Genomic DNA, 14,617 nt, shown 5'->3' with positions numbered 1-14,617 from the left:
CTTCCGACTGTTGCCGAGAACCTCGACTCAAGCGTTCTGGCACACCGCGACACACCGGCTATTTGCGAGGCAAGCAATGAGCACAGCACAGATGACCCGTCCTCCACAGACCCTCTACGTCACACTCCGTCGCGATGAATTGCGCCAGTTGAAAGACGAACGCGATCAGTTGCAGCTTGAGGTCATGCGCCTGCGTGCCCATATCATTCAGGCCCAGCTGGACCAGCCTTCCGGTGCGCAGCCCGCGCTCTGCTGAGCCCGTCATCACTTTGTAAGATAACGGCTACATAAATCTCACAAAGTTTTCACATGCCCTTCCCGATACTCCCGCCCCCAAGGGCCATCCCATGCAAGGGTGGCCTCTGTTGCGTGCAGCCCTGCGCGTCGACTGAAAAATTACCGGGTTGGAGCGCTGGATGGCGATGTTCGAACGCAGCACCACGTCTGCGAAAGGCTTTGATTGGGCCGGTCTTGCCTGGCTATTCGTGTTTTTCTGGTACTTCTCCGGCATTACCCAACTGCTGATCCAACTCAGCGGCACTTCAGGCTTCAGTGGTTTTCGCCAAGCCTTCTTCATGAGTGCGATATGGCTCGCGCCCCTGCTGGTGTTCCCCCGCCGTACGCGCTTGCTTGCTGCCCTGATCGGCGTGGTGCTGTGGGCCTGTTCCATGGCCAGCCTGGGTTATTTCTTCATCTACCAGCAGGAATTTTCCCAAAGCGTCATCTTCATCATGTTCGAATCGAACATCTCCGAAGCCGGCGAGTACGCCACCCAATACTTCGCCTGGTGGATCGTGCTGGCGTTCATTGCCCACACCGCCGTGGCTATTTTCCTGTGGACCCGGGTACGCCCGGTGTATTTGCCGCGCGGCCAGGCCCTGGTGGCGGCAACGGCAATCCTGGTGGCGATCATCGGTTACCCGCTGGTCAAGCAGATTGCCCGCAGCGACACCCTGGACGACGCCATCGACCGCTTCGAATCGCGCATCGAACCGGCCGTGCCCTGGCAGATGATCGTTGCCTACCGCCGCTACACCGAACAGCTGGACAACATGCAAGGCATGCTCGACAGCGCCAGCCAGATCGCGCCCTTGACCAACCTCAAGGACACCATGGCCGGCCAGCCGTCGACCCTGGTGCTGGTGATCGGCGAGTCCACCAACCGTCAACGCATGAGTCTCTACGGTTATCCGCGCAACACCACGCCGGAGCTGGACAAGCTGCGCGATCAACTGGCGGTGTTCGACAACGTCATCACCCCGCGCCCCTATACCATCGAAGCCCTGCAACAGGTACTGACGTTCGCCGACGAGGAGAACCCCGATCTTTACCTCAAGACACCGTCGATCGTCAGCGTGATGAAACAGGCCGGGTACAAGACCTACTGGATTACCAACCAGCAGACCATGACCAAGCGCAACACCATGCTCACGACCTTTTCCGAACAGGCCGACGAGCAGGTGTACCTGAACAACAACCGCAACCAGAACGCCCGCCAATACGACGGCGATGTATTGGCGCCATTCTCCAAGGCCCTGGCCGACCCGGCCGAGCGCAAGTTCATCGTGGTGCACCTGCTCGGCACCCACATGAGCTACCAGTACCGCTATCCGCCGACCTTCGACAAATTCACCGACCGCCAGGGTGTACCTGCCGGGATCAGTGACGATCAACTGCCCACCTACAACAGCTACGACAATGCGGTGCTGTACAACGATTTCGTGGTGTCGAGCCTGATCAAGGACTACGCCAAGACCGATCCCAACGGCTTTTTGCTGTACCTGTCGGACCACGGCGAAGACGTGTTCGATTCCGCCGGCCACGCCACTCTGGGGCGTAACGAAGGCAAGCCGACGGCACCGATGTACACCATTCCGTTCATGGCCTACGCATCACCGAAATGGCGTGAAACCCACGACTGGAGTTTCGCCGGCGACCTGCAACGCCCTTACACCAGCTCGCAGTTGATCCACACCTGGGCCGACTTGGCCGGGCTCAGTTTCAACGAGCTCGACCGCAGCAAAAGCCTGGTGAGCGACAGCTTCAAACCCCGCCCGCAACTGATCGGCAACCCCTATATGCGCCAGCAGAAGGCGTTGATCGACTTCAGCCTGATCAAGCCGAAAAAGGCCAATCCGACCGATGTGGTCCTGCAGGAACCGCCGGCCTTGTAACAGAAAGATAACAATCATTCTCGTTTAGCCCTAAAGTTCCCCCGCTCCTTTCGTCTTTGAGCCAAGGCCTTCCCTTTCCGGGGTGGCCGCAAAGACGACAAGGAGTCTTCCGCGATGTTCGCGCCTTTTACCCGTTCCATGACCCTCACGCTCGGCCTGTGCGGCGCCGCCCTAAGCCCGGACCTGCTGGCTGAAACCGACCCCGAACACACCCCGCTCGAACTCGGCGCGACCAACATCTCCGCCGAAGGCCTGGGTGCCACCACCGAACACACCGGTGCCTACACCACCGGCTCGATGAGCACCGCCACCCGCCTGAACCTGTCGGTCAAGGAAACCCCACAATCGATCTCGGTGATCACTCGCCAGCAGATGGATGACTTCAATCTCAACACGCTGACCGACGTGCTGCGCCAGACCACCGGGATCAACGTCCAGCACAACGACTCCGACCGCGTGTCCTATTCCTCCCGCGGCTACGGCATCACCAACTTCCAGATTGACGGGATGCTCAATACCTTCGGCTACATGAAGTCCGACGCCGATACCATCATCTATGACCACATCGAGGTGGTACGCGGTGCCACGGGCTTGACCACCGGCGCCGGCGACCCCTCGGCCACCATCAATATGGTGCGCAAGCGCCCGACGGTCCAATGGCAGGCGAAAACCGGCGTCAGCGCCGGCAGCCATGACAACTATTACAGCTACGTGGACGTGGGCGGCCCGCTGGCGTTCGACGGCAAGCTGCGCGGGCGCACGGTGCTGGCCTATCGTGACAGCCAATCGTTCCGCGACAACTATGGCCTGCAGCGGGCGGTCGGCTACGGCATCCTGGAAGGCGATCTTTCCGACGATACCGTGCTGGCTGTAGGTTTCGACTACCAGAATAAGCAGGTCCAAGGCACCTCCTGGGGCACTGTGCCGTACTGGAACAGCGAGGGCGGCAAGGCCGGTCTGTCGCGCTCCACCAATATGGCGGCGCACTGGAGTTCATGGCCGCTGACGGACAAGACCACCTTCGCAACCCTCGACCATCGGCTGGGCGGCGACTGGCACGTGAAGGCCGCCTACACCCATCGCCAGAGCGACACGGACGGCAAGGTGTACTACGGCGGCGCGGGCTTCCCCAACGATGACCGCAGCGGCATGACCGCCTGGGCCAGCCACATGCGCGGCACATCGAGAATGGAGGCCGTCGACCTCAACCTCGCTGGCAGCTATGCACTGCTGGGCCGCGAACATGCACTGATGATGGGCTATGGCGAGGCCACGCAGCGGGACGTTTCCCCCGTGATGCGCAGCAACCTACCCGCCAGCTACTACACCATCGAAGACTGGAAATACATGGGCGGGATCACCAAGTTCGGCGACACCGTCACCGACCTCAAGGGCGAACACAGCAGCAAGCAACAAAAGGCCGGCTACCTGGCCACGCGACTGAGCCTCACCGACCGCTTGCATGCGGTGCTGGGCAGCCGCTATGGCAGTTGGGAACTGAAAAGCGCGGCCCCCGAATACAACGCCAACGACCAATTGACGGCCGCCAACAAGACCTCCCAGACCCACAACGATATGTGGACGCCCTACGCCGGCCTGCTCTACGACCTGACGCCGGAGTACACGGTCTACGCGAGCTATACCGACATTTTCAAACCCCAGAGCCTGCGCGATGCCAACAAGAAGTACCTGGAGCCCGTGGTCGGCAGCAACTACGAGGTGGGCCTCAAGGGCAGCGTGCTGGAGGAGCGCCTGAACCTGGCGGCGGCGTATTTCTGGAGCACCCAGGACAACGTCGCAGAGCGGGACGATTCAGTGCCACCAAATCCCATCACCGGGGAGGAGTACTACAAGTCCGGCGGCAAAGGTAACAAGGTCAACGGCTTCGAATTGGAAGCTGCCGGAGAAATCATGCCCGATTGGAACCTGACGGCCGGTTATACCTACACCCATTCGGTCAACGGCTCGGGTAAACGCAACAACACCGGGCAGCCGCTGAACCTGCTGAAAGTCTCCAGCGCCTACCGCTTGCCGGGGGCGTGGCGCAACCTCACGGTCGGCGGCGCGGTGAACTGGCAGAGCGACATTTACGATTGGAGCAATCGACCTACGGGGGTACGCGTCGGCAACACACCGGTGACCGAACGGGCGAAGATCACACAACAGGCCTACACCGTGGTCAACCTGATGTCCCGCTATCAATTCGACGAGCACGTCTCAGCGTCGCTTAACGTCAACAACCTGTTCGATAAAAAGTATTACGAACGCGTGGGGTTTTATAACGGCGTGTATTGGGGCGACCCACGCGCCATTACGCTGGCCTTGGACTGGAAGCTTTAAAGACGGCCATCCGAAGTTAACGATATTGTTAACTTCGGATGTTTCTCGCGTTAATTCCCACTTAATAAGATCGCACCAGAATCGCCCCACGATTCTGATCAAGGACAGAGCAGATAACCGATCACACTTAATGAGTAAACACAGATGAAACTCTCGACCTTGATGCTTGCCAGCCTGATGACCCTGGGCTCCGCCGCCGCGTTTGCCGAAGGCGGCTCGGAGCGCTCGAAGGAGTTCTACAACAGCTTCACCTTCACGCAGCAGACGCTTCACGGCACGACTGAACAAACGGCATCCGCCGACGGCAAGACACCGAACACCAATACGACCGAACAGGAACAACCCAAGAGTTAAGTTAATCGTTAGTTAATCCGCAACACCCTGGGCCATACCGCTCCGTTGGCAAAGGTTTATTGGGCGCCCTCTGCTGGCGCCCCTTTTTTTCGCCGGTTATTTATTAAAGCGGCTTGTTCCAGAACAACATGCGCCCATGGGCCGGATCAAACTTCGCATCATCAAAACCAAACTTGCGATACGCCGACTGGGCGACGGCATTACCTTCCAGCACCTCCAGGGTGATCTTGCAGCAACCACGCTGGCGGGCGATGTCCTCGACCTTCAGCAGCATCTTCTGGCTCAGCCCCAAGCCGCGAAACTCATTCATCACCACCACGTCGTGAACGTTGACCAAGGGGCGGCAGGCAAAGGTGGAAAACCCTTCAAAGCAATTCACCAGACCCGCCGGCTCACCGCCGACAAACGCCAGCACACTGAACGCATGGGGGCGCTTGGCCAACTCGGCCGGCAGTTGCTCCAGCAGGTCGGCTGGCAGGCTATGGCCGCCGCCCATGGGGTCTTCGGCGTAATGGTTAAGCACCTTGGCAATGGCTTCGGCATGTACAGGATTGGTGTAGCTGGCTTGCAGCACCAGGATATCTGGGGTGTCCATTTCCGTCCTCGATCACGACTACTAGGGAACCGGTTCCCTTTGAGGGGCACGATTGTAAGCGTGGAGTCAGCACCAGATGAAGGAGATTAACTACAAATGTGCGCCCGAAAGCGCGAAGGCTTTGGCACTAAAAAAACCCAAAGTGTCCATTCAGGGCTTTTTTCGTACAGGCCTCAGCCGAAGCGCTGCAGCTGCATTTCTTGCAAGCGGCTCAAGGTGCGACGGAAAGGAAACGCCAGGTAACCGTCGGTATACAGGCGCTCCAGCGGCACCTGGGCGTCGATGAACAATGGCACCTTGCGGTCGTAGCACTCGTCCACCAGGGCGATGAAGCGACGCACACTGTCGTCGTGCACCGACAACTGCGGCAACTCACGATCACCGGCCACCACGCGCTCGACCCCATCCTCGGTGCCGCGGGCAATCCGGCCTGGGCGCTGTTGCGCACTCAGGTTGGGCACCTCCCCCAGCAGGATCGCCTTGAAGCGGTCGCACAGCAGGATGAAATCCATTGCCGCCAGGGGGTGTTCGCAGAGGTCGGCATAGCGGCACCACAGCACGCTGTCACTGGCCTGCACGCACACGATGGAACGATGGCCGACGGTGACCGGACCACGACTCACCGCCTGGCTTTCGGCCAATTGTGCGAACACGTTCGCCAGCGCTTCAGGCTGGTTCACCCAATAGCGCTGCCGGCCCACACCTGGATGCAAGCGATGATCCTCGCCACCGTCGACCGCCACCACGTGCATATGCCGCTCAATCGCCGCAATGCCCGGCAGGAAGCGCTCCCGATTGAAGCCATCGGCATACAGCTGGGCCGGTGGTTGATTGGAGGTGCAGACCATCACCACACCTTCCTCGAACATGACCTGGAACAGCCCGCCGAGGATGATCGCGTCACCGATGTCACTGACGAACAGCTCATCGAAACACAATACCCGCACCTCCCGGCTCAGCTCCCGCGCCAGGGCCTGCAACGGGTCATGGGTGCCGGTGAGCTGGAACAGTCGCTGATGCACCCAGCCCATGAAGTGGTGAAAATGCTGACGCCGTGCGGGCACCCGCAGGCTTTGGTAGAACTGATCCATCAACCAGGTCTTGCCGCGGCCCACCGGCCCCCACAGGTAAACGCCAGCCACGGGCGAACGGCCCTGATGCAGGGCCGCATGGCAGGCTTGCAGGGCATCCACCGCCCGGCGCTGGGCGTCGTCGGCAACGAAACCCTGTTGGGTAATGGCGTGTTGGTAAGCAGCGAGGGGCGAGTCGAAAGTCATGCCCGCGATTATGACCTACAGGGAGATATCCAGCCGTGAAATCTTGCCCTGCGCGTCCAGGCGAAAGGTGTAGCGCAACTCCAGCGGACTGCCGGGAAAATTGCCGGAGACCACATTGCTGACCAGCACCTTGCCGGTACGGTGCTGCACCTTGAGCACCTCGACACGCGGCTGGTAGCGGCGCCCGGTGTCTTCCATCCAGCGTGCAATGGCGGCGGTGCCCACCTGGTGCTGGCCTTCATCGAACACATTGGCATCGTCGGCAAAACACTGGGCAATGACCGAGGTGTCGCGGGTATTGGTCGCCGCGATATAGGCGGCGATGGCGGGGGCCAATTCAGGCTGGGACATGGCAAAGCTCCTTTTCAGGTGGTTGTAGCAGCATGCTAAGCCAGGGGTGTGTCAGTTTTTGTCAGGAGTGAAGGGCCCGGATTCATTCTGCTCCATCAGCTTGCGCCAGGCCCGCAGCCAGTCGCTGCGCCGCCCCGGATAATGTTCGCCGACGACCTCGGCACTCGCCACGCGGTCGGTGCGAAAGGTGCGATACGCGCCGCGCAGCTCACACCAGGCCACGATCACCCGCACTTCATTGAGAAACCCCAGGGCCAGGGGCCAGATCAGGCGTTGACTCTGGGTCTGGCTGGCATCCGCGTAGTCGATCTGCAACTTGTCCTGATGCCGAATCGCTTCGCGAAATACATCCAGCGGCACGCGGTTTTCCGGGTAGCCAAACCCTGGCGGGCCGGGCAGCAACGTCGGGTTGCGCAAGGCTTCCTGCGCCGCCGGGTCGAGCACATCGGCGATTTTCGCCAAAGCGTTGGCGGCGGCTCGGCTGAGCACGTCATCGCCGCGCTGGTCCACATAACGCAAGCCCAGTACGATCGCTTCGGTTTCTTCGGCGTTGAGCATCAAGGGCGGCAAAAACAGGCCGCTGCGCAGCACATACCCTACCCCGGCCTCGCCGAAAATCGGCGCGCCCAGGGCGGTCAACTCGGCAATGTCGCGGTACAGCGTGCGCTCGGACACTTCCAATTGCGCCGCCAGCACGGCGGCGGTCACCGGGCGTTTCTTGCCCCGCAGGGCCTGCAACAACGTCAGTAAACGAGTGGTACGCGACACGTTGATCCCACCGAATAAGGAAAAGTGCCGCAGCTTAGCAGAGCCTTCTGCCAGGAAACGTCAGCAGCAAAAAAGCGCTCCTTGAACGAAGCTGCGAGGCAAAAAAAACGGCCTGAACAGGCCGTTTTTTTTTACCGAAGCGGTTTATTTAAGCAAGACTCTTGCTCACCACCTCGAACACATCGCTGGACAACTCACCCGACCCACGAATGCGCTCCAGCTCCGCCTTCATCAACGCCTGGCGCGCGCTGTCGTATTTACGCCAGCGGGTCAGCGGCGCCAACTGGCGCGAAGCGATCTGCGGGTTGAACGCATTCAACTGGATCACCAGGTCCGCCAGGAAGCGGTAGCCCGAACCGTCCGCGGCGTGGAAGTTGATCAGGTTCTGCCCGGCAAACGCGCCGATCAGTGCACGCACCTTGTTCGGGTTCTTGAGCGTGAACGCCGGGTGCTCCATCAACGCCTTGACCCGCTCCAGCCCGCCCGGCAACGGGCTGCCGGCCTGCACGCTGAACCACTGGTCCATGACCAACGGGTTGTCCTTGAAGTTCTCGGCAAATACCGCCAGCGCCTGGGCCTTCTCCGCTTCGAACGGCGAGTTCACCAGCACCGCCAGCGCGGTCAGGCGCTCGGTCATGTTGTCGCTGGTGTCGAACTGCTCAAGGGTCGCCGCCAGCACTTCGGGCTTGCCGCTGAGCATCAGGTACGACAGCGCGATGTTCTGCAAGGCACGCCGGGCGAAGTGCTCGGCCGCCGCCACATAAGGCGTCTGCTTGGACAGTTCGCGGTTGGCCTGGTAACGCAACCACAGCGGCTCATGCAGGTTGTCAGCCAGTTGCCTGCGCGCAAACTCACGCGCGGCGTGGATGGCATCCACGTCCGCGACGTCGCTGATTTCCGTCAGGTAGGCTTCGCCCGGCAACGACAGCATTTCCGCAACCATGGCCTGATCCAGGCTTTCGTCGCTCAACACACTGCGCAAGGCCGTGATCAGGCGCTGGTCCATCTGCAACGCCTGGCCCTGCTGATGCTGGCCGATCAGTTCCTGCAACACCTGCACCGACAGCTGCTGGCCCGCATCCCAGCGATTGAAGCCGTCGCTGTCGTGCTGCATCAGGAACATCAACTGATCGCGGTTGTACGGGAAGCTCAGTTTCACCGGCGCCGAGAAGCCGCGCAGCAGCGACGGCAACGGCTGTTCGGCGATGTCGACGAAGGTGAAGGTCTGCTCGGCTTCGGTCACCGAGATCACACGGGACGTGGCGCCGGCCGTGGCTTCACCGGCCAGGCGCAAGGCCATGCCCGCGCCCTGCCCGTCCAGCAGGCCCAGCTCGACCGGGATCACGAACGGCAGTTTCTCGACCCGGTCCGGGGTTTCCGGGCAGCTCTGGCGGAAGGTCAGGCTGTAGGTCTTGGCCGCAGCGTCGTAGGACTCGCTCACCGCCAGGCGTGGCGTGCCGGCCTGGCTGTACCAGCGCTTGAACTGGCTGAGGTCGGCGCCGTTGGCGTCTTCCATGGCCTTGATAAAGTCGTCGCAGGTCACGGCCTGGCCGTCATGGCGTTCGAAGTACAGGTCGCTGCCTTTACGGAAGCCTTCGGCGCCGAGCAAGGTATGGATCATACCGACCACTTCCGAGCCTTTTTCGTACACGGTCAAGGTGTAGAAGTTGGAGATCTCGATAAAGCTGTCCGGGCGCACCGCATGGGCCATGGGGCCGGCGTCTTCGGCGAACTGGTGGGTACGCAGGTAGGCCACGTCCTGGATGCGCTTGACCGTGGCGGAGTTCATGTCGGCGGAGAAGCCCGAATCACGGAACACGGTAAAGCCTTCCTTAAGCGACAGCTGGAACCAGTCGCGGCAGGTCACGCGGTTGCCCGACCAGTTGTGGAAGTATTCGTGGGCAACGATGGCCTCGACTCGCTGGTGCGCGGCGTCGGTGGCGGTTTCGGCGCGGGCCAGCACGGCGCTGGAGTTGAAGATATTGAGGCCCTTGTTCTCCATGGCGCCCATGTTGAAATCGTTGACCGCCACGATCATGAAGATGTCGAGGTCATACTCGCGGCCGTAGGTTTCTTCGTCCCAGCGCATGGATTTTTTCAGGCTGGTCATGGCGTGCTGGCACTTGTCGATATTTTCCGGCTCGACGTAGATGCGCAGTGCCACTTCACGCTGGGTCATGGTGGTAAAGCTGTCTTCGACACACCACAAGTCACCGGCCACCAGCGCGAACAGGTAGGCGGGTTTCTTGAACGGGTCTTCCCAGGTTGCCCAGTGACGGCCGTCTTCACCCGGACCGCTGGCAATCGGGTTGCCGTTGGAGAGCAGCACCGGGTAGCGGTGTTGCTCGGCGATCACCGTGGTGGTGAAGGTGCTCATCACGTCGGGGCGGTCGAGGTAATAGGTAATCTTGCGGAAGCCCTCGGCCTCGCACTGGGTGCAGAACATGCTGCCGGATTTGTACAGGCCTTCCAGGGCGGTGTTGGTTTCCGGGTGGATGCGCACGCTGGTGTCGACCGTGAAGGTCTCGCGGGTCGGATGCAGGGTCAGGTGGCTGTCCGTCAGTTGGTAGTCAGCCTCGCTCAGTTCCTGGTCGCCGAGGTTGACGGTCAGCAACTCCAGTTGCTGGCCGTCGAGTACCAGCGGCGGCAGGCCGGCGCCACGCTCGGGGTTACGGCGCATTACCAGCTGCGCGTGGACCAGGCTGTGGTCCTCGAACAACTCGAAGGTCAGGTGCGTCTCTTCGATCAGGTAGTCCGGCGCCTGATAGTCCTTCAGGTAAATCATCTTCGGTTGTTCGGTGCGCATGGGTGGCATCCTTCTACTGATGCACGGCGAGCTGGTAGGCCGTGTACTTACGAATATTGATAACGCCGGTGTCGAAGATCAGGTATTGGCCCTTGATCCCCAGCAGCGTGCCTTCGGCAATCGGGTTCTTGTCCAGGTTGAAGCTGACGATCTTGGCTGGATACTGCTCCACCGGGTAGCGGATTTCCAACGGTTCGAGGTCGGTTACCGGTTGGATGGCCTGCAGGCCGAAGCGTTCCTGCAATTGCAGCAGGCCATCGGCACAGGAGGCGAACAACTCGTCGCGCACCTGCTTGAGGTCCACCGCCGCCGCGTCGCCCTTGAGCAACGCACGCCAGTTGGTCTTGTCCGCCACCTGGCTGCGCAATACATCCTCGACAAACCCGGATTGCTGGCGTGTCGCCACGCGCATGATCGGCAGCGCCTGGCTGGCGCCCTGGTCCAGCCAACGCGTCGGCAATTGGGTGGCACGGGTGATGCCGACCTTGATGCCCGACGAATTGGCCAGGTACACCACGTGATCGGTCATGCAGAATGTCTCGCCCCAGCCCGGATCGCGGCAGGTGCCGGCGTCGTAATGGCAACGCTCGGGGCTCATGATGCACAGGTCACACTGGGCCAGCTTGGTCATGCACGGGTAGCAATAGCCCTGGCTGAAGCTGGTCTTGGTCTTGCGGCCGCAATGGCTGCAATGGATGGCGCCGAGGTATTCCAGGCGTACATGGGTGCCGATCAGGGGATTGACCGGCACCTCGGTATCGCCCAGGCGAAACGCGTATTGAACGGTCGGCTCACCGAGTTGCGCCGACATTTTGCTGACTGCACCGCGACCAATTTCAATCAATGGATCGCATCCGATTTGAACAGGATGTTCGGCACGGTGGTCGATTTCGACTGGCATTCCTGCGGGCCCATATAGCCGGTGCGCTGGTCTTCCGGCATGTTCTGGATCTCCCAGGCGATCATGGCCTGCAGGGACAGTTCGCGCTGCTCTGCACTGAGCTTGCGGCCATCGGACCACTTGCCGATTTCCACGGCGAGCTTGAGGCTCGCGTAGATGTCCGGGGTGATGTTTTCGATCATTTCAGCAAAAGAGGACATAAGGCTCTTCCTTATCAAAGAGAGGATTTGCGACGGTTATACAAACCGCCGAGCAAACCGGTAAGGCAACCGATAACCAGGCCGCCGACATGGGCAGCGTTGGCGATTTCGCCGAAGCCGATCATCGACACCAGCCCCGACAGGCACAACACCAGCCACACCAGCATCATCACCAGCACCCCACGGGGCAAGCGATAGGCCGGGTTGGGCGAGAGCAGTTGAAAGATCCAGCAATGCCCGAGCAGGCCATACAGCACCCCGGACAAGCCACCGAACAGGCCGGGGCCCCCGTAGGCATATTGCGCGTAGTTGGAGACCAGGCTGAACAACAGGGTCAGGCCCAGCAGGTTGATGCTGCCCTGGCGCACTTCGATACGCCGGCCCAGCTCCCAGTACCACATGCCGTTCATGGCCAGGTGCAGGATGCCGAAGTGGATCAGCATCGGCGTGAACAGCCGCCACCATTGGCCGGAAGCCAACATGTCGGCGAACGGCGTGAACTGGATGTACTCGCCCATCACCCGGAACGGCAGGAAGGTCAGCCAGCTCATGGCCTGCAGGTTTTCCCCGAGCAAGGTCACGGCGCCGACGATGATGCTCGCCAGCAGCACCAGCGCCGTGACCGGGCTATGGCGCACCTGCTGGGCAAAGCCGGGACGCGTGACCGGCGCCTGTTCGGGAATATCCAGTTGCCGGTCCGGATCACCGGCCGGAAAGCGCTGGTACAGCACGCGCACGTCATCGCTGAGGGTCTCGGGCACCCACAACACCTGCTCGCCGGCTTCCTCGCTGACGCGATGGGGCACTTGCATGCGTTGCAGCAGTTTCACGAAACCGCCCAGGTCGACGCTCAACGGCAAGCGCAATACGGGCACGGCACTCATACAATCACCTCGGGGCGCTCAACGTCGACCCATACGAATTTACGCGGATCCAGGCGGGTTTCCTGGTCCAGGCGGTACGCCACCAGCTTGCCGTACAGCACCGCGCTGTAGTCCAGGCACGCCAGGTTCGGGCGGATCGGCGCCGGTTTGCCGCTGCGCCAGTAATGGCCGACGAACAGCAAGGGTTCGTCGGCGCCGTAGCGCAGCAGGGAGTTTTTTTCATGGGGCGACAATGGCGTGCGCGCCACCGGCTCCGGCAGTGCGTCGGGCTGGAATACGATGTCGCCGTAGGTCTTAGGGTCGTCCTCCCAGAACTTGGTGCGGAAGAACGAGCGCGTCAGGCCATCGCCACCGGTCAGCGTCAGGCCATCCGGCAGGCGCATATCGGTGCCGCGCAACAGGCGGTCGAAGGCGTTGCAGGCAAAGCTGCCGGGCACGGCGGCGGCCTGCAGGAAGTGCTGGTCGATGCAGCCATCCGGGAACGTCGCGCGCAGCGGCTGGATAAAGCCGTCGTCCCAGCACGCATGCACCACGCGGAAACGCCCGGCATCGACAAACAGCGGCATGTCGTAGAACCAGGCGAGAAAGTCGTGCCAGTCGGCCGGGTGCTGCTCGAACTGGGTCAGGGTCTCGTGGATCAGCCGCTCATGCCGTGGGGTGTGCTCGCGCACGAACTGCCGGCCACTGCCCGGCGGCGCCGGCGTGGCCCAACCCAGGGCATTGAACTCGTGGTTGCCCATGATGCACAGCGCCTGGCCGGCCTCGGCCATGTCGTGGACGATATGCAGCGCCTCGCGAATGCGTGGGCCACGGTCGATGATATCGCCGAGGAACACCGCCATGCGCGAAGGATGGCGCCAGGTGCCGCCCTGCTTGTGGTAACCCATCTGGTCGAGCAAGTGCTCAAGGGTATGAGCGCAACCGTGCACGTCACCAATCAGGTCGTAGCTACGCGCGGGATCGAGCATCAGTCGCCTCCACCCCCCAAGCGGCTGCCCCAGCCCAACTTGGTGCGGCACACTTCGTAGTAGTTGTGATCCAGCGGGTGGATCAAGCGCAACTTCTGCGCCTTCTTGCTCACGGTGATGGTGTCACCGGGGGCGCAGGTGAAATGGTTCTGCCCGTCGCATGAAACTTGCGGGTAGATCTGCATGTCTTTGGACACCACGATTTTCAGCTCACTGTTGCCATCGACCACAATCGGCCGGCTGGACAACATATGGGGGTACATCGGCACGATCACAATGGCATCGAGCTTGGGGTGCATGATCGGGCCACCGGCCGACAGCGCGTAGGCGGTGGAGCCGGTGGGCGTGGCGACGATCAGGCCGTCGGCCTTCTGGCTGCACACGAACTGGCCGTCGATATACAGCTCGAATTCGATCATCCGCGTGGATTTGCCCGGGTGCAACACCACATCATTGAGCGCATCGCCCTGGCCGATGGCTTCGCCGTGGCGGCGCACTTCGGCCTGCAGCAGGAAGCGGTTTTCCACCAGGTAATGGCCGTCGAGCACCTTGGCCACTTCGACTTCCAGCTCATCGGGGCGGATATCGGTGAGAAACCCCAGGCTGCCACGGTTGATCCCCAGCACCGGCACGTTATGCCGCGCCAGGGCCCGGGCCGCGCCGAGCAGGCTGCCGTCGCCGCCGACCACGATGACCATGTCGCAGACTTCGCCGAGCATCTTGCGCGACGAGGTTTGCAGGCCGTGGCCGGGAAGGATTTCGGCGATGGTGTCTTCGAGGATCACATGCAGGTGGCGTTCCAGCAGGAATTTTTTCAGCCGGCGGACGGTGTCCAACACCTGGGTACTGCCCAGGCGACCGATAATGCCGATATTGCGAAATTGCTCCATGGGGCTCCTGCGGGATTGGGGGTGGGGCAAAAAAGAAACGATTATGGGCGAAAGGCTGGCTCAGGCAAAATCCTTTGTCGCCGTGAAGCCTTGATGACAACGGTTCTCA

At 61.3% G+C, this 14,617-nt stretch carries 14 protein-coding genes; 4 read left to right on the top strand and 10 right to left on the bottom strand.

The window, feature by feature from the left end:
• Positions 1-76 precede the first annotated feature (76 nt).
• From J3D60_RS03125 to J3D60_RS03110, 4 genes are all read left to right on the top strand, one after another.
• Entirely contained in the window at positions 77-256 is a 180-nt protein-coding gene (locus J3D60_RS03125; protein WP_256097793.1) for a DUF6026 family protein, read from the top strand.
• A 160-nt stretch (positions 257-416) separates the two neighbouring features.
• On the top strand, positions 417-2,174 hold the full coding sequence (locus J3D60_RS03120; protein ID WP_065941231.1) for a phosphoethanolamine transferase CptA: 1,758 nt from the start codon (positions 417-419) through the stop codon (positions 2,172-2,174).
• A gap of 114 nt (positions 2,175-2,288) precedes the next feature.
• Positions 2,289-4,514 (top strand): TonB-dependent siderophore receptor, encoded by a 2,226-nt coding sequence (locus tag J3D60_RS03115; RefSeq protein WP_253489618.1) that lies wholly within the window; start codon positions 2,289-2,291, stop codon positions 4,512-4,514.
• Positions 4,515-4,658: 144 nt separating this feature from the next.
• Positions 4,659-4,868 (top strand): hypothetical protein, encoded by a 210-nt coding sequence (locus J3D60_RS03110; RefSeq protein ID WP_065941229.1) that lies wholly within the window; start codon positions 4,659-4,661, stop codon positions 4,866-4,868.
• Between the two features lie 103 nt (positions 4,869-4,971).
• Here the strand turns inward: J3D60_RS03110 and J3D60_RS03105 are convergent, their stop codons facing one another.
• The 10 genes from J3D60_RS03105 to J3D60_RS03060 all read right to left on the bottom strand — a co-directional run bounded on the left by J3D60_RS03105 (position 4,972) and on the right by J3D60_RS03060 (position 14,508).
• Positions 4,972-5,463 carry a GNAT family N-acetyltransferase gene (locus J3D60_RS03105; RefSeq protein ID WP_027606459.1) on the bottom strand — a complete coding sequence of 164 codons (492 nt, stop codon included), beginning with the start codon at positions 5,461-5,463 and terminating at the stop codon, positions 4,972-4,974.
• Positions 5,464-5,636: 173 nt separating this feature from the next.
• Positions 5,637-6,740: a cell division protein ZapE gene (gene zapE / locus J3D60_RS03100; protein ID WP_065941228.1), complete on the bottom strand. Its 1,104-nt coding sequence runs from the start codon at positions 6,738-6,740 to the stop codon at positions 5,637-5,639.
• 15 nt (positions 6,741-6,755) lie between these two features.
• Positions 6,756-7,091 carry a nuclear transport factor 2 family protein gene (locus tag J3D60_RS03095; RefSeq protein WP_065927894.1) on the bottom strand — a complete coding sequence of 112 codons (336 nt, stop codon included), beginning with the start codon at positions 7,089-7,091 and terminating at the stop codon, positions 6,756-6,758.
• A 51-nt stretch (positions 7,092-7,142) separates the two neighbouring features.
• On the bottom strand, positions 7,143-7,859 hold the full coding sequence (locus tag J3D60_RS03090) for a YafY family protein (protein ID WP_253489615.1): 717 nt from the start codon (positions 7,857-7,859) through the stop codon (positions 7,143-7,145).
• A gap of 148 nt (positions 7,860-8,007) precedes the next feature.
• Positions 8,008-10,665, bottom strand: a complete 2,658-nt coding sequence (gene pepN, locus J3D60_RS03085; protein ID WP_253489613.1) for an aminopeptidase N — start codon at positions 10,663-10,665, stop codon at positions 8,008-8,010.
• Positions 10,666-10,678: 13 nt separating this feature from the next.
• The gene (locus J3D60_RS03080) at positions 10,679-11,509 is read right to left on the bottom strand and encodes a DUF2797 domain-containing protein (RefSeq protein WP_065941225.1); all 831 of its coding nucleotides are present in this window, start codon (positions 11,507-11,509) and stop codon (positions 10,679-10,681) included.
• The gene (locus J3D60_RS03075; RefSeq protein WP_253489600.1) at positions 11,506-11,766 is read right to left on the bottom strand and encodes a YeaC family protein; all 261 of its coding nucleotides are present in this window, start codon (positions 11,764-11,766) and stop codon (positions 11,506-11,508) included. The genes J3D60_RS03080 and J3D60_RS03075 overlap by 4 nt, the downstream gene beginning before the upstream one ends.
• A 14-nt stretch (positions 11,767-11,780) precedes the next feature.
• Positions 11,781-12,650, bottom strand: coding sequence for a rhomboid family intramembrane serine protease (locus J3D60_RS03070; RefSeq protein WP_253489596.1), 870 nt, complete (start codon positions 12,648-12,650; stop codon positions 11,781-11,783).
• Positions 12,647-13,621 carry a metallophosphoesterase gene (locus J3D60_RS03065; RefSeq protein WP_168166846.1) on the bottom strand — a complete coding sequence of 325 codons (975 nt, stop codon included), beginning with the start codon at positions 13,619-13,621 and terminating at the stop codon, positions 12,647-12,649. Before J3D60_RS03065 ends, J3D60_RS03070 begins: the two co-directional genes overlap by 4 nt.
• Entirely contained in the window at positions 13,618-14,508 is an 891-nt protein-coding gene (locus J3D60_RS03060) for an NAD(+) kinase (protein ID WP_003217892.1), read from the bottom strand. Before J3D60_RS03060 ends, J3D60_RS03065 begins: the two co-directional genes overlap by 4 nt.
• Between the last annotated feature and the right edge of the window lie 109 nt (positions 14,509-14,617).

This window comes from Pseudomonas sp. S3E17, assembly GCF_024168685.1.
Lineage (GTDB): Bacteria > Pseudomonadota > Gammaproteobacteria > Pseudomonadales > Pseudomonadaceae > Aquipseudomonas > Aquipseudomonas marginalis.
The sequence above is the reverse complement of the archived record's forward strand: the minus strand, read 5'-3'. Positions and strand labels throughout refer to the sequence as shown.